Here is a 24595-nt window from a genome sequence, read left to right as displayed (position 1 = left end):
ATGATTTTCGCCTCCAACGTGTTCCTGTTTCTGTACCTGCCGGTGTTCCTGCTGGTGTACTTTCTGTCGCGCCCGCAATGGCGGTCCACGGTGATCGTCGCCGCCAGCTACCTGTTCTATGCCTGGTGGCGCCCGGACTTCCTGCTGTTGTTCGTCGGTATCACTTACTGGAACTATTGGTTCGGCCTGCGCATCAAGGCGCGACTCGAGGCGGGCGACAAGCGCTGGGCATTTCGCCTGTTGTGGATCGGTATCATCGGCAACCTGTCGACGCTGGGCTACTTCAAATACGCCAACTTCGGCGCCGATGTGCTCGCCACCCTGCTGGCACCGCTGGGCATCAACACCTTCACCCTGGAAACGATTTTCCTGCCCCTGGGTATTTCGTTCTACGTATTCCACGCACTGAGCTACATCGTCGACATTTATCGCAAGGACGCAACACCGACGAATAGCTTCATCGATTTCGCCGCCTTCGTTGCATTGTTCCCGCATCTGGTGGCCGGGCCGATCCTGCGCTACAGCCAACTCGCGCCGCAACTTCGCCATCGCGAACACTCCCTGGAGCTGTTCAGCCTGGGTGTGTGCCGATTCATGCTCGGGTTTATCATGAAGGTGCTGATCGCCGACCAGTTGGCTCCCATCGCAAGTTTGTTCATCAGCGAAGGCACCTTGCAGATGGGCGATGCCTGGTTCGGCCTGGTGGTGTCGACGCTGCAGTTGTACTTCGACTTTGCCGGCTATAGCCACATGGCGCTGGGCCTGGCACTGATGATGGGCTTTCGCTTTCCGGAAAACTTCAACCAGCCGTATGTGTCCCAGAGCGTCACAGAGTTCTGGGCCCGCTGGCACATGACCCTGGCGCACTTTCTGCGCGACTACGTATATATGCCGCTGGTGCGCAAGCGCATTGCCGGCGCCATGCCCGCGCTGGTCTACACCATGCTGCTGTCGGGCCTGTGGCACGGCGCAAGCTTTGCCTTTATCTGCTGGGGGCTGTTCTTCGGCCTGGCCATGGTGACTGAGCGCAAGCTGGGCATCGCGACCAAGATCACCACCCCCTACAAGCTGCTGCGCAACTTGCGCACCGTCTTTCTGATCACGCTGAGCATGCCACTGTTCTTCACCAGCAACCTGACCCATAGCCTTGAAATCTACAAGGCGATGCTCGGTTTCAACGGTACCGGAAGCCTGGATCTGTACGTGCTGGGCGCCTCGAAAATGGCCATGGCCTTCGCCTTGGTCGCGGTGGCGTGGCTGATCCTCTCTGGCATCAACAACGTGCGTTTCTATGCCGGCAACAAGCAGCAGTATTTCATGCGTCATGTGGGCGGCATGAAGATGCTCTTGCTCTGGGCAGGCTTTGCCTTGTCGCTGAGCAGCCTGGCCGCACATTCCTTTTCACCGTTTCTGTACTTTCAGTTCTAGGAGGCACCCATGTACCCCGTGATGAATTCGGCGAGCAAACTCAATGGGCTGCTGTTCTGCGTGTTGCTGCTGGGCATGTTCGGGTACTCGCTGCCAGTGGTGTTCAGCTTCGGCAAGAGCCAGTCCGACGCCTACTCACTGTTCATGGATGGCAAGCTGTTACGCAAGTTTGAACAGGTCTACGACAAGCGCTTCTTCCTGCGCGAACCTTCGATTGAGCTGTGGGCCGATGTCCAGTACCAGCTGTTTCATGAAGGCACCAGCGGAGTGGTGCTGGGTCGTGATGGCTGGCTGTTCACCAATCAGGAATACCGCGTGCCGAACAACCTGGAGCACAACCTGAGCCTGCAACTGGCACAGATCGGCGAAGTGCAGGCGCGCCTAATGGCCCACAACAAGCGCCTGATCGTGCTGCCGTTGCCGATGAAACTGGACATCTACGCCGAGCACACTCTGCGCGCTGCAGACCTGCGAGCCATAAGCCTGTACGACCGTTTTGTCGAGCAACTGCAACAGCAAAAAGTAACCGTGGTGCCACTACGCGCACGTTTTATGGCCGTGCGAAACGAGGTGCCGCTGTTCCTCAAGTCCGACACTCACTGGACCCCACAGGGCGCCCGAGAAGCCGCCCGTGAGTTGGCCCTCCAGCACCCGGAGTTGATCGGCAGCACGGCCTATGCCTCCCAGTCCGTGGCGCAGAAAACCATCAAGGGCGACCTGATGAACTACATCCAGTTCGACCAGCGCAACGAGCCGCCGGCGTACGGCGCCAGCACCATCGCGCTGTTTGAGACCCTCAAGGCCAGTCAGGCCGTCAGCGATTCCAGCCTCTTTGGCGACGAGCCGCAGCGCATCGCCCTGGTGGGCACCAGCTACACAAAGATTGATGACTGGAATTTCAGCGGCTTTTTGAAAGAAGCCCTGAGCACCGACCTGTTCAGCGTGGCGGTGGAAGCCCGTGGTCCGTTTGAGGCGATGAATGAGTTCCTCAAAAGCGACCAACTGACCAACGACAGCCTGGACACGGTGATTTGGGAATTCCCGCTGCGAACCGTATTGGCCCACCGCGCCAGCTCATCCAGCCTGCCTACTCTATCTGTCCATTTTTAAGTTTAAGGAGTGAACCATGACTGCCTCTACCCTGATCCAACGTCTACTCGGCGGCGCCAGCCTGCTGCTGATCACCGCACACGCGCTGGCCGCCGAAAGCAATGCCGACTTATACGACGCTGTGGCCCCGGCCGACTCGACCTTTGTGCGGGTGCTGAACCTTAGTAACAGTGGCATCGACGTGAGCCTGAGCGGCAAGACCAACCCGCAGAAAGTCGCCGCCGGGCAACTGAGCGGCTACCGCTTCACCACCCCGGGCAAGCACAGCATCGCCGTGGCCGGCCAGTCTATCCAGCCGACCCTTGCGGCCAATGCCGCCAGCACGGTGGTATACGACGGCAAGACCCTGAACCTGATCGCCGACAAATACGTCAACGAGCCGAAGAAAGCCCAGGTGGCGTTCTACAACCTGACGTCGACCCAGGCTGCGTTGAAAACCGTGGACGGCAAGCACCTGATCGTCGACCCGCTGGGCAAAGACCAGACCGGCAGCCGCATGGTCAACGAGATCAAGATCGGCTTTGCCGCCTACGTGGGTGAACAGAACGTGGCCAACTTTGACGAGCTGTTCCTGAAAAAAGGCCGCTCCTACAGCTACGTGCTGCTGCCTCAGGGCAGTGGCTACAAGAGCATGAGCCTGGCCAACGGCATCGACCCCACCGAGTGAGGACGCGTTGCACCGGTAGCTCGCACGCCCCAATCAACAGGATGATGAAGTTTGCGCCCATGAAGATACCCTTACATTTCGGCTTCGCCGTATTGCTCTCGCTGTTCGGCCTGCCCGCGCTCGCCGCCCAAGCCCAGCCTGTCGCGGCCAAGAACGCCCCCGCATGCACAGGCCTGGACTGCCTGATCTGCCCGGCGCTCAAGGACCAGCAAAACTACGCCGAGGGGCGCATGAAACTGCTGCGCGAGATCGTACCCGGCAAGGACCGTTGGCTGTTTCGCTCCGAGGTCGATCTGACCAATGACTTCGGCATCCCGGCCAACATGCGCAGCGAATACGCACGGCTGATGGCGGCCTTCGCGCGCCAGGGCATCCACGTGGTCATGGCCATCCAGCCGACCCGCGGGCTGATGCACCGCGACAAACTGCGCCCCGGCCAGGAAATGGGCTTTGAGTTTGCCCGCGCCAATCGCAACCTCAGTGCCTACCTGCAACAGATGCGCGCAGGCGGCGCGGTAGTGCCCGACGTGATGCAGTTGGTGGCCAAGCCGCCAGCCGGCGAATACTTCTTTCGGCGCGACCACCACTGGACCCCGGCCGGCGCCCAGGCCACAGCCCAAGTAGTGGCCGACGAAATACGCCGCCAGCCGTTTTATGCAGGTCTGACCAAAACGCAATACCGCACCGAACCCGGCGTGGTGGTGCCCAAGGACGGCACCATGAACCTGGGGCTGACCTATTTGTGTGGTAACAACTTTGGCATGCAATACGTGCGCGGCTACCAGACGGTGCCAATGGCCAATAGCGCCGACGCCTTGTTTAACGAAACGCCCGACTCGCAAGTGATCCTAGTGGGCGACAGTAACGCCGCTGCTCGGGAAGACGAAAGCAAGCAGTTCAACTTCGACGGTTACCTCAAGCAGTACCTGGACGTGGACATCCTCAACTTCGCCCTGCCCGGCGCCGGGCAGGACGGCTCGTTGCTGGAGTACCTGCTGTCGGACAGCTACAAACCCGCGGCTCCGCCCAAGGTGGTGATCTGGGAACTGCCAGCCAACTACCAGTTGGAGTCGCCGCAGATGTACCGGCAGTTGGTGCCGGCGATCAAGGGCGGCTGTGCCACCTCGCAAACGCTGCTGAGCAATCGCCTGGACCACCCAGCGCTGAAGGTCAGCGACCGTATCGAACTGCTGAGCAATGCCGGCGAAAACCGCAGTAACCTCAAGGGCCCGACAGGTTTCTTGGACATCAAGATCAGCGACAAGAACGTCAAAGACTTCTACATCATTGTGTATTACGACAATGGCCTGCGCGACAAGGTCTGGTTCCGCCGTGAAGCAGCCGTGACTGGTGGCCAGTACTACTTGGAATTGAGCAAAGCCAAGGAGTTTCAGGGCGCCAACCTGCTGTCGGTGTTCATGGAGCCGACCAAACCTTCCAGTGGCGCGACCCAAGTGGACACCAGATTATGCCTTTGAAGCCCTTGCTGCTGGTTTTGCTCAGCACCGCTGGTTGCCTGCACCTGGCCGCTGCTAGCGCCACCATCTCGATCTGGCCGGCACGGGCCACAGCCACCTCGGCGATGATTGCCGATTACCGCACCCTTACCTGTGTGAAGGAACCGCCACCGCCCTACACTGGCAGTCTGCAGCTCAAAAGCAAGTACGACCAGAGCGACGCCAGCAAATCGACTCTGGCCACCAACCCCAACCAGGGCACCGAGGAGGTCGGCAAACAGGTCAAGGCCTTCATTGGTGGGCTGATCTACGCCACCAAACAGTTCGAACGGGCCAAAAGCCCGCAACAGGCGAACATGGCCCTGGCCTGCCAGGACCAGTGGCTGGAAACCTGGGCTAAAGCCGGTGCCCTGCTCAACCGAGACGCCAGCGGCAGCGGTATGGCCGCGCGCAAGTGGGCGGTGGCTGCCATCAGTGGCACCCTGCTGATGACTGAGGCCATGGCGGACAAAAAACTCGTGCTGTCGCCGGTGCAGAAAGACTGGCTCGCCCGCCTCGGCGCGCTGATCATCGAAGAGTACCAACCCCGCCATGCGCCAGGCTTTGCCTTCTTCAATAACCACGACTACTGGGCTGGCTGGGCCGTGTCAGCTACCGGCATGCTGATCCAGCGCGACGACTTCATCCGCTGGGGCGACGGCAATCTGCGCCGTGGCTTACAGCAGGCCACGCTGTCCAGCGCGGGTGACTACGCCTACCTGCCGCTTGAGGTGGCCCGCGGCAAGCTGGCCGCTAGCTACAGCCAGTACGCCATGGTGCCCTTGGTGATGCTGGCCGAGACCGCGCGCAGCAACAACCTGAGCTGGTCAGCCGATGACCAGTCGCGCCTAGAGCTGCTGGCCAATTTCGCCGCCCGTAGCGTGCTCGACCCCCATGGTTTGCCAGAGCTGCAAGGCCAGTCCCAGGCCGACATCGCCCCCTACAAGATGGCATGGTTGATCCCGTTTCTGCAGCGCAGCCCGCAGCATGAGCTGTCTCGCAAACTGTATGACTCGCTGGACGGTGACGTCGATAACTACAGCCAGCTCGGCGGCCCGCTCAAGCCGCTGTACTCCATCGGCCACTGAGCCAAGGATGACTACTATGCCGCCATTCATTCGTATCGGTCTGTTCGCCACCTTGCTGACCAGCACCCTGGCCTGCCAGGCCCAGACCCAACCGTTGCCCCTGGACCGTGCGCTGAGCGTGATCCCCGCGCAACAGCAGCGTGACCAACAGGCCGAGCTGTTGAACCGTACCCGCCAGGCCGTGCAAATGGCCGACGTGACCATCCGCAGGCCCGCCGGACGCGCCCAGGTCAGCCTGCAACCGATGTTTTCGTCCCAGCAAGGCAGTTGGCCATTCGAGCCGTTCGTCAACAATGGCCTGTTCCGCGCCATTGCCGGGTACCAGTCGCATCACCCGCAAGCGGTAGTAATCAGTGGCGGCAGCATCACCCTGGCGCAACTGGCCGACGCCCTGCACGACCCGCGCGTGCTGCGCCGCCACAAGGACGGTTACCTGTTGAGCTACCCGCTGATGATCACCGCCAGTGGCGGGCTGATACTCGAAGGCACCAGCCTCTATATGTACAACTTTTCCGGCACCGCGCTGATCAATCAGGGTTTGCTGAGCCTGAACCAATCCCGGCTGGAAGGCTGGACCGGGGGAAAGACCAGCGACACCGACCGTGCCTATCGGCCGTTCGTGGTGTCCTGGGCCGGCAGCTCCACGCAGATCCTGGACTCCACCCTCAACCGCCTGGGCTATAGCGCCAACCTGTCACAAGGCCTGAGCACCGCTATCAGCACCCAACAGGCGCCCAGCACGCCACCCTCCAATGTGTTGATCCGCAACAGCCATTTTACCGAGCTGTCCACGGGCGTGAACCTGCAGCATGCCCGGGCGCAGATCGAGCATTCAACGTTTGAGCAGCAACAGCAGTACGCCATCGACCTCAACAACAGCCAGGCACAGCTGGTCGGCAACAGTATTCGCGGCGTCGAAAACAACAGTGGCATCCGCGTGCGCGGGCAAACCCGTGCATTGGTCAAGGACAACCTGATCCTCACCACCGCCAAGGCCGGCATTGAAGTCAACGAACAAAACGGCGCCCTGCTGATCACCGGCAACCGAATTGGCGACTCCAAGGGGAATGGCATTCAACTGCGCAGCCTGGCCGGCAAAGACGGCGCCTTGATGATTGTTGGCAACCTGATCAGCAACAGCCAGGGCAGCGCCATCGACGGCAGTGAAGTGCAGTCGTTGTCGATACTCGATAACCGCATCAGCACCAGCCCCGAGTACGCCATCAGTCTGCGCAACGCCCTGCCACTGCCGGGCGAACTGGCCCTGACCGGCAACCGCCTGGGCAACATTGGCAAGGCCGTAGTGCGGGTCGAAGGGATCGACAACGTGGTGCTGGGGCACAACCAATATCAGGGCAAGCCGTTGCTGCAGAACTTGCTGGTCGGCGATCTGATGCCGGTGCAAAGCTTGCTGCTCGATGCCACCGTGCGCCAGGGTTGCATGGTGCAGATCCGCCGCATCCCAGGCGTCGGGAAGCCCGCAGCACTCGCGTGCACCGACAGCGCCCTTGCCCGGTAACAACACCCTAATGTAGGAGCAGCTGTGTGGCCCAGGTGGCACCGGCCGGTTCTTTCCTGATCGTTTGTAGTGGAAAAGCCAACTTGCGCCACCATGCGCGCACGTGGCATATCAATGGAGTTGCTATGCTCACCCCTGTAATCCTTGCTGGCGGTAATGGATCGCGTCTTTGGCCTTTATCACGACAGAGCTTTCCCAAGCAATTCCTTGCCCTCGATGGCCAGGATCAGGGGACGATGTTTCAGCGTACGTTGGCTCGGCTGCAAGGCCTGGAGTATTCACCCCCTGTCATAGTGAGCAACGAGCAGCACCGTTTCATCGTTGCCGAGCAACTGCGGGTAGCGAAGATGACCAGCCGTCGGATCATTCTTGAGCCGCTGGCCCGCAATACCGCGCCCGCCATTGCTTTGGCTGCGCTGGAAGCCACTGCCGACGGCAGCGATCCGATCCTGCTAGTACTCGCTGCCGACCACCATATCCATAACGAAGAATCCTTTCGTGACACTGTGCGTCAGGCTCAGGTTCATGCGGAGAAAGGGCATTTGGTGACGTTCGGTATCACCCCAACCCACGCCGAAACCGGCTTTGGTTACATCCAGTGCGGTGCTGCCATCGAACAAGGTGGTTTCGCTATCGCCGCCTTCAAGGAAAAGCCCTCGCCAGAAATGGCCGAGGAGTATCTGTCTTCGGGTGCTTATCTGTGGAACAGCGGCATGTTCATGTTTCGTGCCTCGGTGTTCTTGGCCGAACTGCGGCAGCATCGCCCGGAAATTCTGGCCTCATGCCACTTTGCTCTGGAACACGCCGAACCTGACAGCCACTTCCTGCATTTGCAGGCTGAGCATTTCGCGTTGTGCGCCGATGAGTCGGTGGACTATGCCGTGATGGAGAACACCGCCACAGGTCTGATGGTGCCGCTGGATGCCGGTTGGAACGACCTTGGCAGTTGGGCTGCGATCTGGGATGTTGGCCCGCACGACGTTAACAAAAATCGCCTTGAAGGCGACGTAATGGCCATTAATACCCGTAACTGCTTGGTGCAATCGCATCACCGTCTAGTGGCCACCGTCGGTCTTGATGACTTGATCGTCATCGAAACTAAGGACGCAATACTGATCGCCAACAAGCACGACAGCCAGCAGGTCAAGGACGTGGTGAAGCGTCTACTGGTCGAAGAGCGCGCCGAGTTTATCACCCACCCACTGGTTAATCGTCCGTGGGGCCACTACGACACAGTTGATAAGGGTGAGCGCTATCAGGTTAAGCGGATCTGCGTGCTGCCAGGCGAATGCCTGTCGCTGCAATTACATTACCATCGCGCCGAACACTGGATTGTAGTGTCTGGTACTGCTCGGGTGATCTGTGGCGACAACGAATTGATCCTTTCCGAGAACCAATCCACTTATATCCCGCTGGGGGTCAAGCATTCATTGTCCAATCCGGGCAAGGTGCCATTGGAATTGATCGAAGTGCAGTCCGGGGTTTACCTGGGCGAAGACGATATCGTACGTTTCGAGGACCGCTACGGGCGTTTGGCCAAAAAGGAGATTTAGGACATTTAGGACATTGGCGCTGTAGACGATTTTTTTAAAAGTACTTGCGATAGTTCGTGATACACAGCCCAGGGCGTATATCGCCCGCGGGTTCCCTCGGTGCAGGAACGTCCGTAGCTCTTCGCAATGGGTCACGATGGTGTGGGTATAACGCTGGGCAATTTCTGGCGAAGCCGTCGTGGCAATGTAGCGATAGAGCGCGGCCACTGCTCAAGGGCAGTGCGGCCGTGGCGACCATTCCCGGACACGCAGCCCAAGCCATTGCCCGGATGACCGGGTTGACAGTCCTGCCCTGCCCGCTGGCCTTGCCACGCTATCCGGTGGAAATGGGCTGGCGCACCCAGGCCCAGTTAGACCCGATGCTGCTCAAGGCAAGGGACGCGGTGCTGGCGTGTTTTACATGAAGCGAGTTACTTGGCCGCCATCAACCGATTGACTTCACTACGCACCATGTTGGCGAACTCCGGCGGCGACATGCCGTCCAGCTCCGAGCGCACCCATTCAGCCCATTTGCCCTTGCGCTTGGCGCGCTCGCCGAACAAGCGGGCGCCCTCGCCCTTGGCCTTGCCCAGGTTGCTTTGCCACAAGTCATACAGACGGGACTTTTCATCTTCGAGCTCAGCGCGCTCGGCAAGGGGCTTGTTGGCCAGATTGAAGCTCATGTGGAATTCCCTGCGGTACAAATAGGTGACATCTTACACTGTAGGTCGAAATTTCCCGCTCTGGATTTTGCTCAGGCCAGGCCAGCGGAAAAAAAGCTGCAACTTTTTCAGCCGGCGAATACTCCATTGTTCGCTGTCACATTCACCTGCAAGGAGTCACCCAATGGCCCGCAAAACTGCCGCGCAAGCCGTCGAAGAACAAATCAAGGATCAAGCCTTCAGCGAACTCCAGGCGCTGATCGAGGAATCGGACAAGCTGCTCAAGAGCAGCGCCTCCCTGGTGGGCGAAGAAGGTGAAACCCTGCGCGAGCAGGTAGCCCTCAAGCTCAAGCAGGCCCTGGACTCGGTGTCCAGCGTGCGTGAGCGCAGCAAGCCAATGGTGGACGCTACCGAAACCTATATCGGTGGTCACCCATGGCAGACCGTGGCAATTTCTGCAGGCTTCGGCCTGGTGGTCGGCCTGCTGTTGGGTCGTCGTAACTGAGGTTTTCCCTGTGGAGCGAGTTTGCTCGCTCCACAGTCGGCCGAGTTAACCTTGCACCAACCGCCGCAACCGCGCCAACTCCTCCACCTCGATAACAATCCCCTCCTCCTCGGCCCTCGCCCGTGCGCGATGACGACGATCGCCCGGCAAACGCCGCAACCCCGCAGCATGCATCTGCCGCACCAGCTCCTGGCTGCGCTCGGCAAAGTTTTGCCCGGCGGTTTTGCTGGGGTCGATGACGATCAGTAACTGGCCGGTCCACGGCGTTTTGGCACCAGGATGATTGGACCAGTCGAACTCGAACGAAAAATTCCCGCCGGTCAGTGCTGCCGCCAGCAACTCGACCATCATCGACAACGCCGAGCCCTTGTGCCCGCCAAACGGCAACAAGGCGCCGCCTTCGAGGATGGCCCTGGGGTCCTGGGTCGGCTGGCCCAGGCTATCGACCCCGGTACCGGGCGGCACACGCTCACCCTTGCGCGCGGCGATCTGCACATCACCATGGGCGATGGCGCTGGTGGCCAGGTCAAAGACAATCGGCGGGCCGTCGGCCCGTGGCGCGGCAAAGGCAATCGGGTTGGTACCGAACAGTGGCCGATCAGCACCGTGGGGCACCACGCACGTCATGCTGTTGACCACGCTCAGGGCCACCAGACCTTCGTCGGCGAAGGGTTCGACATCGGGCCACAGCGCCGCAAAATGATGTGAGTTACGGATGGCCAGTACTGCGATACCGGCGCTGCGGGCCTTTTCCACCAGCAACGGGCGGGCGGCGGCCAGGGCTGGCTGGGCAAAGCCATTACAGGCATCTACCCGGACAAACCCCGAGGCGACATCCTCGACAATCGGTACGGCCTTGCCATCCACCCAGCCGCTGTCCAGGGTCGATACGTAACCGGGCATGCGGAATACCCCATGACTCTGGGCGCCGTCGCGCTGGGCGCTGGCACAGTTGTTTGCCAGCACGGCGGCGACGTCAGGCGAGGTGCCGTGGTTGAGGAAAATCTGCTTGAGCAAGCTAACCAGTTCGGGAAAGGCAATAGTCTGCGAGTCACTTGCAGCAATAACGGGCGTGGCTGACATCTGAAGCTCCAGAGTAATTATTGGAGGGGGCAACAGCCTGCTGGATTCAGCCTCTTGATTAAACAACGCCGAGCGAGTGGCCTGTCAACCACCCGTTTCGGTACAACGCTGTTTATTTAACGCAGGCTTTACACCACTCACTCCTGGGCTGGGTGGACTCCCAGGCTTGAGAGAGAATGACTTACAGATCCTGATTTTCAGGGTGCCTGGGGCAAGAATTAGTTCCACATTGATGTTCATTCGCCATGATGGCTGTTCTCGGCACCGTGCCGGGAAGGTTAGAATGCAGGAAACCAGGAAGAGCAAATGACCGAACAGTCCCTTTCAGAAGCCGAATATGACGCCATCACCGATGCCGCTGCGCACTGGTGTATGCGTCTGCATGCTTTCGATTGCACGACTGCCGAACGCCAGGCTTTTGAACAGTGGCATGATGCACATCCGCTGCATGCCTTCGAATACGCAGCCATGCTGGAAATCTGGGACGTTGCCGATCATTTGCCTCGCAGCGAAACAGCGCCGGTGGCACGGATCACACCGCGCAGCCTATTGCGTACCTATGCCATAGCCGCTGCGGTATGCCTGGTGGCGTTGCCGTTGGCCGCGTTCACGGGCTGGGAAGCCGGCTGGTTGCCCAACTCGTATAAACATTACGAGGCCGGGGGCGAACTGCGACAAGTCACCCTGGAAGACGGCAGCCAGGTGGAGCTGAACCTGGGCACCGAACTGGTCTACAGCAACTACAAGGACGAGCGTCGAGTCACCCTGAAAAAAGGTGAAGCATTCTTCAACGTCAGCCATGACCGCCTGCACCCTTTTGTGGTCCGGGCCGGTGATGGGCGGATCAGGGTTACCGGTACCCAGTTCAATGTCTGGAAATACGAAGACCAGGTCCGGATCATGTTGCTCGAAGGCTCGGTGCAAGTCACCAGCGATGTGGGCCACAGTGGCCTGAGCTTGTCCCCTGGCATGCAGGCCCGCTACGACCATGGCGACACCCGCCCTCATGTGAAGCCGATCGCGCCAGACGATTGCGCCCTGGCGTGGCGTACGGGCAAGTTGATTTTCGACAACCTGGCCCTCGCCGATGCCTTGCCGCTGATCAACCGTTACCTGAGCAAACCGATGATGCTGGCAGACGCCAGCACCGGCGCCATTCGCATTGGCGGGATCTACAACATCCATGAAGTCAACAATCTCGTCGCCTCGCTGCCCAAGGTCCTGCCGGTCTACCTGACCCAGAACCAGGACGGCAACCCCGTGCTCAACTCGATACCGGGCAAAGCGCCCAAGACTTGAGCTGCCCCTGCGGCACACACCCCTCGCCATAGGCACAGTGTCCACTTTTGAGACACTGGGCCTGCCTGAACCGTCCACCGGCTGCGGGTTCATTGTTTTGTTATCCAACATGTTTCATCGCTGATACAGGTAACGCCCCGCAGCGTGCCCATGCCCGGCTGGGGCGGCTACTGGGCAGATCAACGTACTGTTGTCTCAGCGCTGATACACACGGGTTGCCCGCATCGCGATGATAAAAGCCAACTCATTGAATAATATATAAAAATAAAAAGCGGCACAGCTCCTGCTCTGTTCCTGATAACGCTGTTTAGGGTCAGCGTTAAAAACAAGGAATGCTGCCGTGGTCACTCTCAATACAGGCTCGATGAGCCTACTGCTGATCAGTTGTGTACTTAGCGCCAGTGTGAGTCTTGCGGCCCTCGCGGGTGACGGTGTCATCGTCACTGGTCGCAACGTGCAGGGTCATATGGCTGGCCGTTCCTCATTCGCTCCCGACCCTTATCCAACCACCGTTAACGTCAACCCCGCTGCACAAGTACTGCAAGCCACCGGCGGCGAACTCAGCGATAACGATATCGCCGGGGTCAGCAGCGGCTCCACCATCACTCGCGCCATTCTGCCCAACGGTAACCTTCCCGGGCTGAGCACTTCCCACGGAACCAGTTCGTCCACCTTGGGTGCTGGCGCAGCGGCGGGTCATGGCGGCGGCGGTAGCAGCATCGCCGGGCAAATCAACGGTTCGATCCAGCGTGGCATGGCCCCGTTGAGCAATATCGGCAGCATGATGGGGGCGCAGCAATGAGCCGTTCATGGTTGCTTCTTCTCGCATTGGGCTGCTCATCAGTCATGGCCGACAGCAACAACAATGCCGTGATCGATAACTCCGGCAAACAGTACAGCGGCAATCTCTCAGTCAACCAGGCCGCCGGTAATCAGCAACAACAAATCAACAGCCGCGCCATCGCCATCGGTGCCCATGCCCAGGTCGGCGGTGCGCTCATCCAGAAACTCGACGGCAAGGCCGATCCATCCCTGAATGCCAAGGCGGCGATCCAGGGATCTTCTTTCAGCAATGGCAGCGGTGTACTGGGGGTCAACCAGTCGGCCGGGGCCAACAACCAAATGATCAATGCCGTGCGGATCAGCATTAGTGCTGGCCCGCAGGGCATCGATGACAGCGTTCTGTCGCAACAGAACATGACGCTGTTACCAGACTCAGGGCTCACCTCACCCACTGGCAGCCGCCAGGTCGTTACCAGCGACCAGGCCTTCACCGGCAGCCGGGGCGTGATTCAGGTGAACCAGAGTGCCGGGGTGGGGAACCGATTGGCTAACACCCTAAACGTTAACATCAGGTAACCCCTGATGGTTGTGTGCAACACCGTACCAACACTTAACCAACTAATTAGAAGCAAGGAGATACACCATGAAACCTACAATGGCTCTTAAACCACTGGTTTTTGCTCTGGCTGCGCTCATGGCTGTTGCTGCACAAGCGGATAGCAACAAATACAAACCAACTCCAACTCCAGCCGGTGGTGTTGTCGCTGCGGTGGTGACTGACTCTCAAGTCAGTAAAAACAACAAGTTCGGTGATACAAAAACCGAAAACGATGCATCAGCTACCAAATCGCTGAACGACAGCAACGGCAACCTGGGTGCTAACGTGGCCTCTGGCACCGGCAACCAGCAAGACAATGCGGCCGCAATCACCAGCAGTGCCGGGAAAGCCTGGTTCGTCCTCTCCGAGGCCGATATCTTCCAGCAAAGCCAACACAACAACTTTGTAAACCAAGGGACGCAAAACAATGCATCCATGAAAAACTCGGCCAACGACAGCTCCGGTAACGTGGGCGTCAACGTCGCAGCCGGTCAAGGTAACCAACAGAAAAACAACCTGACTATCGTGGTGGCCGATGGCACCTCGGTTGCCTCTGTGGCAAACACCGAGCAAGAATCGCTGAACAACAACTACCTAAACCAAGCGGCTACCAAGTACGGCTACTTCGGCTACGGCAAGTCTCAGTACGTCAACAACAACGCCAGCCTGCAAAACTCTGGCAACAACGCTTCCGGCAACATCGGGATCAACGTTGCCGCGGGTTCGGGCAACCAACAAAGCAACACCTTGTCTCTGGGCAGCGGCTGCACTACATGCCCAAGCGGCAGCAAACTGAGCTTCTGATCCAACTAGGGCCTTGGCAACAAGGCCCTTTTTAATTCCAGTGTCCATCAGGTCATTCGATCATGCGCCTCGCCACCCTCACCTTCCTGTTACTGCTCGCCGGCCCGACTTGGGCAGGGCAAATGGCGATCTCTGCCATGCCCGGCGGTGCGGTGATCTTCAAGAAGGTCGAGAGCATCCGCGAGCGCCGGTTCGCCAACCTGGTGGAACAGAAAACCGATTTCAGCTGCGGTGCCGCGGCACTGGCAACCATCCTGCGCCAGGCCTTTTGGCTGGACGTCGATGAGGCTCACATCATCAAAGGCATGCTGATCAACGCCGATCAGGACCTGGTGCGAACCCAGGGTTTCTCCATGCTGGACATGAAGCGCTACCTCGAAAGCATCGGCATGCGTGCGAAAGGTTATCGGATAGCGCCAGAAACCTTGGTCACAGTGAGAGTCCCCGTCGTGGTGCTGCTGGAAATTCGCGGCTACAAACACTTCGTGGTGATGCAGCGGGCTGACAAGGACTGGGTTTATATCGGCGACTCTGTCTTGGGCAACAAACGCTATTCCCATGACGACTTCATCAAGGGCTGGAACGGCATCGTATTCGCCGTGCTCGGTGAAGGCTACGACAAAGCCAATGCCTTGCTCGACCCGCCTACTCCCTTGACCGCCAAGAACAAACTGAACGAGTTCAGTCCTGTCCGGGATTCAGAGCTGATGGACTTCGGTTTCATCCAGAGCGACTTCTTCTAGAAGCGCAATAAGGGGCAGGACGCTCCAGGAGCGAATGATGAACACTTTCCGTTGGCTGACGGTCATGTGCCTGGCAGCCTCGATGCCCGCTTATGCTTCATCGGTGTTTAAGCCGATAGAAATAAAAGACTCGGAACTTGCCGAGCTGCGCGGTCGTTTTGTGATGCCCGGGCGGATCATCAGTTTCGGCATTGTCATGAGCAGCACCTGGACCAACGCTGCCGGCGACAGCATTACCGGCAAAGCCAGCATGAACATCGACGCATCCACCATTACCCCGCAGTTTTATGTCTCCGCCACCGGAGACTCCGGCAAGGGTCCGACTTCGAATCCAACCATCGGCAGCGGCACAGTGGTCGGCGGTGCGGGCCTGGGCAGCGGCACGGGCGTAACCCAGAGCGTACGCGCGGCAGGGGATGGCAACAGCGCCTACAACAATGTCGGCATCAACATCAGTGAAAACGGCCTGGCTCCGGGCAATGTCGTGCACTCAGGCCAGGTATTGATGGCCGGAGGCACCCTCAGCGGTTCCAGCGGCGCAGGTCAGGTCAGCATTTCCAACGCCGGTGGCGGCATCAATATGGCAATCCAGGCCCGCAACGGCCAGGGCGATTCCCTGCAAAGGATTGCCCAGGGCGGCATGCAACAAGCCGTACGCCTGACGGGCAATATCAACCAGGTACTTAATACCACCACCCTCAATGTGGTGATGAATAACAGTGGCCTCAACAGCGGCGCTCTGAACTGCAATCTCGATCAACTCAAGGGCCTACGTACTCTCGGTTATTGAACTACGCTGACCCTCGACATCTACGCATTAGAAAAGGACGACTTATTTCATGCCCCGATCGTTATCGCTACGTGCCGTTGTTTGTTTAAGTACGCTCTTGCCCGCGACCATGCTGTACGCCGCGCCGGACGCCGATATCGAAACGCTCAAACAGGAGCTCTTGGAACTCAAGCAACGCTACGATGTACAGCAAAAAGCCTTGGCGGTACTGGAACAGCGGGTTCGCCAGGTCGAAGATCAGCCTGCTACACCTGCGCCCAAACGCCTGGCCAAATCACCAGCAGATTTCAAGAAAGGCGGCAGCACCGTTGCCGCCAGCGGTTCCGGCGCGGCGGCGGGCGGCAGCTCCTATGGGCAGTCCCTCAAGGAGGACTCGGCACCAGCGCAAAGCGTGAGCAACTTGTATGACGAAGCCAGCGGCTTCTTCGGCAATGGCAAGTTCAGCTTCGAAAGCGGCATTACCTACGCCCGCTACGATGCCCGTCAGTTGACGCTTAACGGCTTCCTGGCGCTGGACTCGATCTTTCTCGGCAATATCAACCTGGACCGGATCAAGGCCGATAACTGGACCCTGGACATGACCGGGCGCTACAACCTGGATAATCGCTGGCAGTTCGATGTGAACGTGCCGGTGATATACCGAGAGTCGACGTATCAGTCCGGTGGCGCCAATGGCGGCAGCGGCACGGCAACTTCAGAGGAGTCAGTCAGTCGCGATCCGACTATTGGCGACGTCAACTTCGGGGTCGCCTACAAATTCCTTGATGAAACGCCCAACCTGCCGGACGCTGTGGTTTCACTGCGGATCAAGGCCCCAACAGGCGAGGAGCCATTCGGCATCAAGCTGGTGCGTTCGCCTAATAACGATAACCTGTTTGTGCCAGAAAACCTGCCCACCGGCAACGGCGTCTGGTCGATTACGCCAGGCATCTCCCTGGTCAAGACCTTCGACCCGGCAGTGCTGTTTGGCAGTTTGTCCTACACCCATAACTTCGAAGACTCGTTTGACGACATCAGCTCCACGGTCAACGAAAAAGTCGGTGGCTAGGTACGCCTGGGTGACAGCTTCCAGATAGGCGTGGGTGTCGCCTTTGCGTTGAACGAGAGAATGAGCATGTCGTTCTCGGTCTCGGACCTGATTCAGCGCAAGAGCAAGCTCAAGCCTGACGGCGGCGACTGGCAGTCGGTGGTATCGAGCGATGCCAACGCCGGTTATTTCAACGTCGGTATGACCATTGCGGCCAGTGAAAACCTGACCATCGTGCCCAACCTGGCCATCGGCATGACCGACGATGCGCCGGACTTCACCTTCAGCCTGAAATTCCCGTACTACTTTTGATCAGCCCGCAAAGGGAAAAGCCCCGCCGCGATAAGGGTCGCGACGGGGCTTTTGTTTACCCGCCCTAGCGGATCTGGTGTTTGTGCAGCAACCGGTAGAACGTGGGCCGGGAAACCCCCAGCACGCGGGCTGCGACACTCAGGTTGTCGCTGTGCCGGTTGAGCACATCGCACAGCGCCTGACGTTCGGCGCGGTGCTTGTAATCTTCTAGTGTAGCCATAGGTAGCGCGATTGCATGCTGGCTTTGCAAGCCCAGATCGAGCGCTTCAATCTGCCGCCCTTCAGCCAGCACCAGGCCGCGCCGTACCCGGTTGGCCAGCTCACGTACATTGCCCGGCCAGCCGTGTTTGCCCATGGCTACCAGCGCATCCTCGCTGAAACTGCGGGGGCGGCGGCCGGTTTCCTGGCTATAGAAATGGGCAAAGTGGTTGGCCAACATCCCGACGTCGCCGTGACGCTCGCGCAAGGGCGCGGTCACTACTTGCAGGACATTGAGCCGGTAATACAAGTCTTCGCGAAAGGTGCCCTTCTCGATTGCCGCTTCCAGGTCGACGTGGGTAGCCGCCAATACCCGTACATCCACTGGAATCGGCTGGCTGCCGCCGACCCGCTCGATGTGTTTCTCCTGGAGAAAACGCAGCAGATTGGCTTGTAGCTCCATTGGCAGGTCGCCAATTTCATCGAGAAACAAGGTGCCGCCATGGGCGGCTTCGATACGACCGACCTTGCGTTGATGAGCGCCGGTAAACGCACCTTTTTCATGCCCAAAGAGTTCGGACTGGATCAGGTGTTCAGGGATAGCCCCGCAGTTGATTGCCACAAATGGCTTGGCATGGCGTTGGGACTGCCGATGCAGGGTCTTGGCTACCAGTTCCTTGCCGGTGCCGCTGTCGCCACGAATCAGGATCGGCGACTCAGTGGGTGCCAGTTTGGCCAACAGCTTGCGCAGTTCGCGGATCGGGCGGCTGTCGCCCAACAATTCGTGCTCCGGTTCATCGACATGGGCGTTGCCTTTACCGCGCAGCCGCGCCATGCCAAAGGCCCGGCCCAAGGTGACCTGGACCCGGGAAACATCAAACGGCAAGGTGTGGAAGTCGAAAAACCACTCGCAGACAAAGTCACCGACCTTTTGCAGGCGCAACACGTCCTGGCTAAGCACCGCGATCCATTCCGTACCACTGCGGCTGATCAACTCCTTGATCGCCTCGGGCTGCTCCAGGTGAAACGGCTGCAGGCGCAGCAGCCCCACGTCACAGGATCGGTCACCGACCGCTTCCAGGGCGCAGCTGTCAACCTCCCATCCAGCCATGCGCAAACCGGGTATTAGCCGGTCGCAGTCACCACAGGGCTCGACCACAAGCAGACGACGCAGGGCAGGTGTAATAACCATGACTATTCCTTGGCGTCAAAATCATTAAATTATTTAGAAACAACAGTTTGGAAAGGTTGTTGCTAACCCTAGCAAGATCTTGACGCCCCCTTGTATCGTTTCGCTATAAGTTTGCTGCCAAATACTTCCTTGAGCAGCCAATAAATAGAAAAACCCACTAGTTCAAACTTTCAACGAGCTTTCAAAACCGCGTTTTACATGACTTTAATCAGGGAAAGTTGAATTTTCTTGCTCTAGCATGTGACCCGTACCCCACCTTCGCGCATCAGTACAGGTACTAGCCGAACGGTAAGCCCAACCGACGGCACATCTTTTGATTGGGCATTTAGAGAGAAGACCCCATGAACGCCCCGCTCCGTTTCAACGAAGCACTCTTGATCGCCGGCCACGCCTTTGAACCCTTTCAATGTGTGGCGTGGGCCCCGCAAGACGGCAATGGCGAACTCAGCCTGTCCGTTGTCGACCGCACCAATAACCGCATCGGGCGCAAACAGATCTCCCTCAGCGCATACTCCGATCCCAAGCAACTGGAATCTCTGCTGCTGCAAGCGCGAGCCGAACTTGATAAAAACGGCTACCAGTTACAATCCTGGGCAATGCCGGAGTAACGACTCGCAGAGCCTGGAGTGAGGTCTCATTGATCCTCACTCCAGGCCCTGGTTGATCTAACGATTAACGACCTCGATAAAGAACACCGTTTGCGCTACTTCATAAGAGCTGTTCGTGCAAAGAACATAAATCAGTTGTTCGGGATTGGATGCACGCCTTTTCAACTGTCAGCCGTGGTAGCGCGTCACCACCCCACGAAACGCCCCATCCCGCCCATGACCGGCCAGCAGGATCTTGCCATCTGGTTGTAGAACCAGTGCCGTCGCGGTGTCCAGGCTACGCCCCAGTCGCGTGCGGACCCAACCGCGACCGCTGGCAAAGGTCGGGTCCGGGCTGCCATCTGGCAGATGCCGGGCAACAACAAAATCCGCAGCAAAACCACCGATTGTTGCGCCAGCCATGACCAGCTTGCCATCCCCCTGCTCCGCCACCGCTTGCCATTGGCACGGGCTGCCGGCAATCGCCGTCAGTAACGGTTGGCCGTGATTGAATGCCGGATCAGCCTCACCGTCGGCATCGACGGCCAGGGCCATGGCATGGATCGGCTCACGGCTGCTGCCCACGCCATGCAACCGACCGTCGCGGCACTGGATGACCTGGCTAAAATGGGCGTTTCGCCCTTGCGCCGAGATTCGTGCGAAGCCCCGCTCGGCAAACGTTTCATCCAGACTGCCATCTGCCCGATAACGGGCCAGTAGCGCCTGCTGGGGAACGTCGATGGAGCCTGCCACAACGATGGCGCCATCCGACTGCAGGTGGACGCTGGACAACCAAGTGCTGAGCAGCGAACGCCGCACCATGACAAAACCACGGCCATTGAACGTGGTATCGAGGCGACCATCAGGCTCCAGGCGAATCAGCAGCCCCGTATGATTGGCCAGTTCAAAAGAATGATTGGCTACCAGCAGGATTCGACCGTCAGGTTGCACACACGCCGCGCAAGCCTCGGCGCCGGGAATTCCTGGCGGTAGCCACGTATCGCGAGTGCCGCTGGAGAGCCCGCCCGGCAATCGCACCACCTGCTTGCCGGCATCACCAAACCCTGGGTCGAGTTGCCCGTCCGGGTGAAACATCGCCAAGGCCGGTAATAACTGATGGCGACATTCGTAATGCAGCCCAACCAACAGGATTCGCCCATCCGGCAACTGAATCACCTTGTCAGCCATGGCGTCACCCTGGCCTTCAAAACAGTCGACCACCGCGCCCGCCCGACCAAAGCGCTGATCCAGCGAACCCGTGGCGTCAAGCCTGGCCAGCCCCAAGCCCGTCGTGCGGCCCCGGTAGACTTTAGCCGCCACCAGCAGACCGCCGTCCGGACACAACGCCAAGCCGTTGACCTGGCAGGAATCAACCCCAGGCATGACCACGGCCGCCTTGCCTGACTCGCCAAAACTCAGGTCAGGCTCGCCCGACGCGCCTGGCCACCAGGCATTTGCGGTATTTGCGAACATACACGTCTCTGGGTAAAACAATGGCCGAGCCATACACGTCGGCAAGTGACAGCTGTCACGGCTTATTCAATCAACGCCAAAGGGTTTTCGCAACTGTCAGAACTAACAGCTTTCATGGTTTAGCAGCCAATCCAGTGTCTTTATGGGACGCTTGGTAGTGAGGCAAACAACAATGCCTCAGCACTGGCTAGCGGGGAGTTATTAGCGGTGAAGATCGTTCCCGTTTACGCGGGAACGATCAACTGGGTGAGGATGACGGCAGCTTATCGCAGGGCGTTGCGCCTCAGCGCGCCGAAAGAATAAACCGCTCGATGGCCTCTGCTGCGCCGTCCTCGATATTGCTGCCGGTGACCACGTTGGCCTGGCGCTTGACCGCCTCTTCGGCCTGCCCCATGGCAATCGACAAGCCGGCCACATGAAACATTGCCGGGTCATTGCCGCCGTCGCCGATGGCCGCCGTCTGCTCCAGGGGAACACCCAGGTGGGCCGCCAACGTCGCCAGCGCTTCACCCTTGTTGGCCTTCATCGCGGTCACGTCGAGGTAGACCGGCTGTGAGCGCGATACCTGGGCCAGTCCTTCAACCTTGGGCTGCAACTGCGCCTCCAGTTCAATCAGCAACTGGGTATTGGTGCTGGCGGCGACGATTTTGTCGATCCGGTCCAGGAACGGCTCAAAACTTTCCACCACCACCGGCCCATACCCCAGGCCATGCTGCTCACGAGGAACCATGGGACCCGTCGGATCACGCAACATCCAGTCGCCATCGGCAAATACCCAGGTTTCCACATCAGGTTGATCGCAGAACAACGCCAACGCGATCAGTGCCGCTTCTGCCGGCAACCAGTGAGCAATCAGGATGCTGCCATCCGGATTGACCAGGGTGCCGCCATTAAACCCCGCCGTGGGCACGTCAACGCCCAAGGCTTCGATCTGCTGCAACATGGCCTTGGGTGGCCGCCCGGTGGCCAGGCTGAAAAACACCCCGGCTTCGCGCAGGGCACGGACCGAGTCAATGGTGCGTTGGCTGAGGCTGTGATCCGGAAGCAACAGGGTGCCGTCCATATCACTCAAGACAAAACGGATGGGATGGATCGCGGCATCACTCATCCGAGGCTGCGCCAGGTCCGGCCATCGCGGGCCAGCAACGCATCGGCCGCCGCCGGGCCATCTTCACCGGTTTTATAGGCTTGAACTCCATCATCTTCCTTCCACGCATCAAGGAAAGGCTGCACCGCACGCCAGCCGTTTTCGATGTTGTCGGCGCGCTGGAACAGGGTTTGATCGCCGGTCAGGCAGTCGTAGATCAAGGTTTCGTAGCCAGTGGATGGCTGCATCTCAAAGAAGTCCTTATAGGCAAAGCCCAGCTCGATGTTGGCCACGTCCAGGGTCGGCCCAGGCTTTTTCGCCAGCAGGTCGAACCACATGCCTTCATTGGGCTGGATCTGGATCTTCAGGTAAGTGGGGTTGAGCTCATCGACTCCGGTGTCGCGAAACTGCGCATAAGGCGCGGGCTTGAAGCAGATGATGATTTCGGTGTCACGGATGCTCATGCGCTTGCCGGTACGCAGGTAAAACGGCACGCCGACCCAGCGCCAGTTGTCGATCATTACCTTGAGGGCTACGAACGTCTCGGTGTTGCTGTCGGGGGCAACGTTGGCCTCTTCGCGGTAACCGGGCAATTGCTTGCCGCCGATTTCACCTGCGGTGTACTGGCCGCGCACCGAGTTGGCCCGCGCATCCTCCAGGGACCAGGGGCGCACGGCGCCAATCACCTTGGCCTTCTCGCCACGTACCGCATCGGCGCCGAAGGCAGCCGGCGGTTCCATGGCGATCATTGCCAGCAGTTGGAACAGGTGATTGGGCACCATATCGCGCAAGGTGCCGGTGTGTTCGAAGAAGCTGCCACGGGTTTCCACGCCAACGGTTTCGGCGGCGGTGATTTGTACGTGGTCGATGTAATGGTTGTTCCAGAACGCTTCGAACAGCACGTTGGAGAAACGGCTGATGAGGATGTTCTGTACTGTTTCCTTGCCCAGATAATGGTCGATGCGGTAGATCTGCTTTTCACTCATTACCTTGAGCAGGCAGGCGTTTAGCGCTTCGGCGGTGGCAAGGTCAGAGCCGAAAGGTTTTTCGATCACCACGCGACGGAAGGCCTCAGGGGTTTCTTCCAGCAGGTTGGCCCGGCCCAGGCGTTGTACCACTTCACTGAAAAAGCGCGGCGCGGTGGCGAGGTAGAACACTGCGTTACCGGTGCCGCTCTCGGCAATTTTCGCCGCCAGGTCGCTGTAAGTACTGTTGTCGAGGAAGTCGCCCTGGACGTAGCTGATGCCCTTGGCCAGTTGGCCCCACAAGGCTGGGTCCAGGGCGTTTTCGGCATTGCCCTTGACCTTGCTGGCGGCCTCGGTGCGAATGAAGTCTTCAAGTTTCTTGGCGAAGTCGGCATCGCTGATGGCGTTGTGATCAACTCCGACAATGCGCAGGCCATCGCCCAGCAAACCGTCGCGGCTAAGGTTGTACAGCGCCGGCATCAGCAGGCGCTTGACCAGGTCGCCATGGGCGCCAAACAGAAACAGGGTGGTGGGTGGAGCGGGTTCGGCCTTGAGTTTCTTGCCGTTGGCAGTCATTTTTTTGAAGTCTCCACATGACCGCCAAAGCCGAAGCGCATGGCCGAGAGCAGTTTGTCACCGTAGGTGCTTTGCTGGCGGGAGCGGAAACGGGCGAACAACGAGTTGGACAGCACCGGGACCGGCACCGACTGCTCCATGGCCGCCTCGATGGTCCAGCGCCCTTCGCCACTGTCGGCGACGGAGCCTGAATAGCCGTCGAGTTTGGGGTCAGTGGCCAAGGCGTCGGCCGTGAGGTCCAGCAGCCAGGAGGAGACCACACTGCCGCGACGCCAGACTTCAGCGATGTCAGCCACATTGAGGTCGAAACGCTGCTCTTCAGGCAGGTTCTCCGAGTTTTTGGTCTTGAGGATGTCAAAACCTTCGGCGAACGCCTGCATCATCCCGTATTCGATGCCGTTGTGGATCATCTTGACGAAGTGCCCAGAGCCGGCTGGGCCGGCGTGGATGTAGCCACGCTCGGCACGGTCATCAGTGGCGGTACGGTCCTTGGTGCGTGGGATGTCGCCCAGGCCTGGGGCCATGCTGGCGAAGATCGGGTCCAGGTGTTTGACTGTCTCGGCATCGCCACCAATCATCATGCAATAGCCGCGTTCCAGGCCCCACACGCCGCCGGAGGTGCCGACGTCCACATAATGCAGGCCTTTTTCCGACAGGGTTTTGCCCCGGCGGATGTCATCTTTGTAGAAGGTATTGCCGCCGTCGATGATGATATCGCCGGGTTCCATCAGTTCGCTCAGATCCTGGATGGTGGTTTCGGTCGGATCGCCCGCCGGCAGCATCACCCAGACCGCCCGGGGCTTTTGCAGCCCGGCCACCAGGGCCGCCAGGTCAGCAACGCCGGTGGCGCCCTCTTCACTCAACCCTTTGACGAACGCTTCATTGCGGTCGTAGACCACGGTGGTGTGCCCATTGAGCATCAGGCGACGCGCAATATTACCGCCCATGCGGCCTAGTCCAATAATCCCCAGTTGCATGTGCTGATGCTCCTTACTACGAATAATAAATGTGTGGCACAGTTTATCGTGCAATGAGGCTAATGAGGGTTAGTCCAGAGCCATTCACCATAGT

22 protein-coding genes and 2 pseudogenes are annotated in these 24595 nt (G+C 59.1%); 17 read left to right on the top strand and 7 right to left on the bottom strand.

What is annotated here, in order from left to right; all coding sequences use genetic code 11:
- The 8 genes and pseudogenes from ACZRKZ_RS05385 to ACZRKZ_RS05350 all read left to right on the top strand — a co-directional run.
- Nucleotides 1–1428 (top strand): MBOAT family O-acyltransferase, encoded by a 1428-nt coding sequence (locus tag ACZRKZ_RS05385; RefSeq protein ID WP_463969999.1) that lies wholly within the window; start codon nt 1–3, stop codon nt 1426–1428.
- Between the two features lie 9 nt (nt 1429–1437).
- Nucleotides 1438–2538, top strand: a complete 1101-nt coding sequence (locus ACZRKZ_RS05380; protein WP_463980944.1) for an alginate O-acetyltransferase — start codon at nt 1438–1440, stop codon at nt 2536–2538.
- Nucleotides 2539–2554: 16 nt separating this feature from the next.
- On the top strand, nt 2555–3205 hold the full coding sequence (locus ACZRKZ_RS05375) for an alginate O-acetyltransferase AlgF (protein WP_463969997.1): 651 nt from the start codon (nt 2555–2557) through the stop codon (nt 3203–3205).
- 59 nt (nt 3206–3264) lie between these two features.
- The gene (locus ACZRKZ_RS05370) at nt 3265–4683 is read left to right on the top strand and encodes an alginate O-acetyltransferase AlgX-related protein (RefSeq protein WP_463969996.1); all 1419 of its coding nucleotides are present in this window, start codon (nt 3265–3267) and stop codon (nt 4681–4683) included.
- Nucleotides 4674–5789, top strand: a complete 1116-nt coding sequence (locus tag ACZRKZ_RS05365; protein ID WP_463980943.1) for a polysaccharide lyase — start codon at nt 4674–4676, stop codon at nt 5787–5789. The genes ACZRKZ_RS05370 and ACZRKZ_RS05365 overlap by 10 nt, the downstream gene beginning before the upstream one ends.
- Before the next feature lie 16 nt (nt 5790–5805).
- Entirely contained in the window at nt 5806–7308 is a 1503-nt protein-coding gene (locus ACZRKZ_RS05360; RefSeq protein WP_463980942.1) for a right-handed parallel beta-helix repeat-containing protein, read from the top strand.
- Between the two features lie 125 nt (nt 7309–7433).
- The gene (locus ACZRKZ_RS05355) at nt 7434–8861 is read left to right on the top strand and encodes a mannose-1-phosphate guanylyltransferase/mannose-6-phosphate isomerase (RefSeq protein WP_463980941.1); all 1428 of its coding nucleotides are present in this window, start codon (nt 7434–7436) and stop codon (nt 8859–8861) included.
- A 206-nt stretch (nt 8862–9067) separates the two neighbouring features.
- Nucleotides 9068–9265: pseudogene (locus tag ACZRKZ_RS05350) on the top strand (LysR family transcriptional regulator); the annotation flags it as partial.
- Between the two features lie 6 nt (nt 9266–9271).
- On the opposite strand, the gene ACZRKZ_RS05345 reads toward ACZRKZ_RS05350, so the two are convergent.
- A complete protein-coding gene (locus tag ACZRKZ_RS05345) occupies nt 9272–9523 on the bottom strand; it encodes a hypothetical protein (protein ID WP_133103269.1) in 252 nt (83 codons plus the stop codon).
- 163 nt (nt 9524–9686) lie between these two features.
- On the opposite strand from ACZRKZ_RS05345, the gene ACZRKZ_RS05340 reads away from it, so the two are divergent.
- Nucleotides 9687–10007, top strand: a complete 321-nt coding sequence (locus ACZRKZ_RS05340; protein WP_350615579.1) for an ElaB/YgaM/YqjD family protein — start codon at nt 9687–9689, stop codon at nt 10005–10007.
- Between the two features lie 45 nt (nt 10008–10052).
- On the opposite strand, the gene ACZRKZ_RS05335 is transcribed toward ACZRKZ_RS05340, so the two are convergent.
- On the bottom strand, nt 10053–11090 hold the full coding sequence (locus ACZRKZ_RS05335; RefSeq protein WP_463969992.1) for an Ldh family oxidoreductase: 1038 nt from the start codon (nt 11088–11090) through the stop codon (nt 10053–10055).
- A 306-nt stretch (nt 11091–11396) separates the two neighbouring features.
- Here ACZRKZ_RS05335 and ACZRKZ_RS05330 point away from each other — a divergent pair, with 306 nt between their 5' ends.
- The 7 genes and pseudogenes from ACZRKZ_RS05330 to ACZRKZ_RS05300 all read left to right on the top strand — a co-directional run bounded on the left by ACZRKZ_RS05330 (nt 11397) and on the right by ACZRKZ_RS05300 (nt 17446).
- Nucleotides 11397–12389: a FecR family protein gene (locus ACZRKZ_RS05330; protein WP_463980940.1), complete on the top strand. Its 993-nt coding sequence runs from the start codon at nt 11397–11399 to the stop codon at nt 12387–12389.
- Between the two features lie 340 nt (nt 12390–12729).
- Complete coding sequence (locus ACZRKZ_RS05325; RefSeq protein ID WP_463980939.1) at nt 12730–13191, top strand: hypothetical protein; 462 nt, start codon at nt 12730–12732, stop codon at nt 13189–13191.
- Complete coding sequence (locus ACZRKZ_RS05320; protein ID WP_463980938.1) at nt 13188–13748, top strand: adhesin; 561 nt, start codon at nt 13188–13190, stop codon at nt 13746–13748. The genes ACZRKZ_RS05325 and ACZRKZ_RS05320 overlap by 4 nt, the downstream gene beginning before the upstream one ends.
- 67 nt (nt 13749–13815) lie before the next feature.
- Nucleotides 13816–14574, top strand: a complete 759-nt coding sequence (locus ACZRKZ_RS05315) for a hypothetical protein (protein WP_463980937.1) — start codon at nt 13816–13818, stop codon at nt 14572–14574.
- A gap of 62 nt (nt 14575–14636) precedes the next feature.
- The gene (locus tag ACZRKZ_RS05310) at nt 14637–15317 is read left to right on the top strand and encodes a C39 family peptidase (RefSeq protein ID WP_463980936.1); all 681 of its coding nucleotides are present in this window, start codon (nt 14637–14639) and stop codon (nt 15315–15317) included.
- Between the two features lie 37 nt (nt 15318–15354).
- Nucleotides 15355–16107, top strand: coding sequence for a hypothetical protein (locus ACZRKZ_RS05305; protein ID WP_463980935.1), 753 nt, complete (start codon nt 15355–15357; stop codon nt 16105–16107).
- Between the two features lie 49 nt (nt 16108–16156).
- Nucleotides 16157–17446 (top strand): annotated as a pseudogene (locus tag ACZRKZ_RS05300) (hypothetical protein).
- Nucleotides 17447–17510: 64 nt separating this feature from the next.
- Here ACZRKZ_RS05300 and ACZRKZ_RS05295 read toward each other — a convergent pair.
- Nucleotides 17511–18836 carry a sigma-54 dependent transcriptional regulator gene (locus ACZRKZ_RS05295; RefSeq protein ID WP_463970461.1) on the bottom strand — a complete coding sequence of 442 codons (1326 nt, stop codon included), beginning with the start codon at nt 18834–18836 and terminating at the stop codon, nt 17511–17513.
- A 341-nt stretch (nt 18837–19177) separates the two neighbouring features.
- On the opposite strand from ACZRKZ_RS05295, the gene ACZRKZ_RS05290 reads away from it, so the two are divergent.
- Entirely contained in the window at nt 19178–19444 is a 267-nt protein-coding gene (locus ACZRKZ_RS05290; RefSeq protein ID WP_463970462.1) for a hypothetical protein, read from the top strand.
- Nucleotides 19445–19612: 168 nt separating this feature from the next.
- On the opposite strand, the gene ACZRKZ_RS05285 is transcribed toward ACZRKZ_RS05290, so the two are convergent.
- The 4 genes from ACZRKZ_RS05285 to gnd form a co-directional block, all read right to left on the bottom strand.
- Nucleotides 19613–20896, bottom strand: a complete 1284-nt coding sequence (locus ACZRKZ_RS05285; RefSeq protein ID WP_463980934.1) for a hypothetical protein — start codon at nt 20894–20896, stop codon at nt 19613–19615.
- 283 nt (nt 20897–21179) lie between these two features.
- Nucleotides 21180–22004 (bottom strand): HAD family hydrolase, encoded by an 825-nt coding sequence (locus ACZRKZ_RS05280; RefSeq protein ID WP_463980933.1) that lies wholly within the window; start codon nt 22002–22004, stop codon nt 21180–21182.
- Nucleotides 22001–23524, bottom strand: a complete 1524-nt coding sequence (gene zwf, locus ACZRKZ_RS05275; RefSeq protein WP_463980932.1) for a glucose-6-phosphate dehydrogenase — start codon at nt 23522–23524, stop codon at nt 22001–22003. The genes ACZRKZ_RS05280 and zwf overlap by 4 nt, the downstream gene beginning before the upstream one ends.
- On the bottom strand, nt 23521–24525 hold the full coding sequence (gene gnd, locus ACZRKZ_RS05270) for a phosphogluconate dehydrogenase (NAD(+)-dependent, decarboxylating) (RefSeq protein ID WP_463970517.1): 1005 nt from the start codon (nt 24523–24525) through the stop codon (nt 23521–23523). The genes zwf and gnd overlap by 4 nt, the downstream gene beginning before the upstream one ends.
- Nucleotides 24526–24595 lie beyond the last annotated feature (70 nt).

This window comes from Pseudomonas sp. c313 (genome assembly GCF_055407145.1).
The sequence above is the reverse complement of the archived record's forward strand: the minus strand, read 5'-3'. Positions and strand labels throughout refer to the sequence as shown.

Bases quoted from the DNA above. Each gene is read 5' to 3' on its own strand.
- ACZRKZ_RS05335 (WP_463969992.1), bottom strand. From the start codon at position 11,090: ATGTCAGCCACGCCCGTTATTGCTGCAAGTGACTCGCAGACTATTGCC.
- ACZRKZ_RS05385 (WP_463969999.1), top strand. From the start codon at position 1: ATGATTTTCGCCTCCAACGTGTTCCTGTTTCTGTACCTGCCGGTGTTC.
- ACZRKZ_RS05330 (WP_463980940.1), top strand. From the start codon at position 11,397: ATGACCGAACAGTCCCTTTCAGAAGCCGAATATGACGCCATCACCGAT.
- ACZRKZ_RS05365 (WP_463980943.1), top strand. From the start codon at position 4,674: ATGCCTTTGAAGCCCTTGCTGCTGGTTTTGCTCAGCACCGCTGGTTGC.
- ACZRKZ_RS05285 (WP_463980934.1), bottom strand. From the start codon at position 20,896: ATGTTCGCAAATACCGCAAATGCCTGGTGGCCAGGCGCGTCGGGCGAG.
- ACZRKZ_RS05295 (WP_463970461.1), bottom strand. From the start codon at position 18,836: ATGGTTATTACACCTGCCCTGCGTCGTCTGCTTGTGGTCGAGCCCTGT.
- zwf (WP_463980932.1), bottom strand. From the start codon at position 23,524: ATGACTGCCAACGGCAAGAAACTCAAGGCCGAACCCGCTCCACCCACC.
- ACZRKZ_RS05360 (WP_463980942.1), top strand. From the start codon at position 5,806: ATGCCGCCATTCATTCGTATCGGTCTGTTCGCCACCTTGCTGACCAGC.
- ACZRKZ_RS05315 (WP_463980937.1), top strand. From the start codon at position 13,816: ATGAAACCTACAATGGCTCTTAAACCACTGGTTTTTGCTCTGGCTGCG.
- ACZRKZ_RS05345 (WP_133103269.1), bottom strand. From the start codon at position 9,523: ATGAGCTTCAATCTGGCCAACAAGCCCCTTGCCGAGCGCGCTGAGCTC.
- ACZRKZ_RS05340 (WP_350615579.1), top strand. From the start codon at position 9,687: ATGGCCCGCAAAACTGCCGCGCAAGCCGTCGAAGAACAAATCAAGGAT.
- ACZRKZ_RS05320 (WP_463980938.1), top strand. From the start codon at position 13,188: ATGAGCCGTTCATGGTTGCTTCTTCTCGCATTGGGCTGCTCATCAGTC.
- ACZRKZ_RS05280 (WP_463980933.1), bottom strand. From the start codon at position 22,004: ATGAGTGATGCCGCGATCCATCCCATCCGTTTTGTCTTGAGTGATATG.
- ACZRKZ_RS05370 (WP_463969996.1), top strand. From the start codon at position 3,265: ATGAAGATACCCTTACATTTCGGCTTCGCCGTATTGCTCTCGCTGTTC.
- ACZRKZ_RS05380 (WP_463980944.1), top strand. From the start codon at position 1,438: ATGTACCCCGTGATGAATTCGGCGAGCAAACTCAATGGGCTGCTGTTC.
- ACZRKZ_RS05310 (WP_463980936.1), top strand. From the start codon at position 14,637: ATGCGCCTCGCCACCCTCACCTTCCTGTTACTGCTCGCCGGCCCGACT.
- ACZRKZ_RS05305 (WP_463980935.1), top strand. From the start codon at position 15,355: ATGAACACTTTCCGTTGGCTGACGGTCATGTGCCTGGCAGCCTCGATG.
- ACZRKZ_RS05355 (WP_463980941.1), top strand. From the start codon at position 7,434: ATGCTCACCCCTGTAATCCTTGCTGGCGGTAATGGATCGCGTCTTTGG.
- ACZRKZ_RS05375 (WP_463969997.1), top strand. From the start codon at position 2,555: ATGACTGCCTCTACCCTGATCCAACGTCTACTCGGCGGCGCCAGCCTG.
- ACZRKZ_RS05290 (WP_463970462.1), top strand. From the start codon at position 19,178: ATGAACGCCCCGCTCCGTTTCAACGAAGCACTCTTGATCGCCGGCCAC.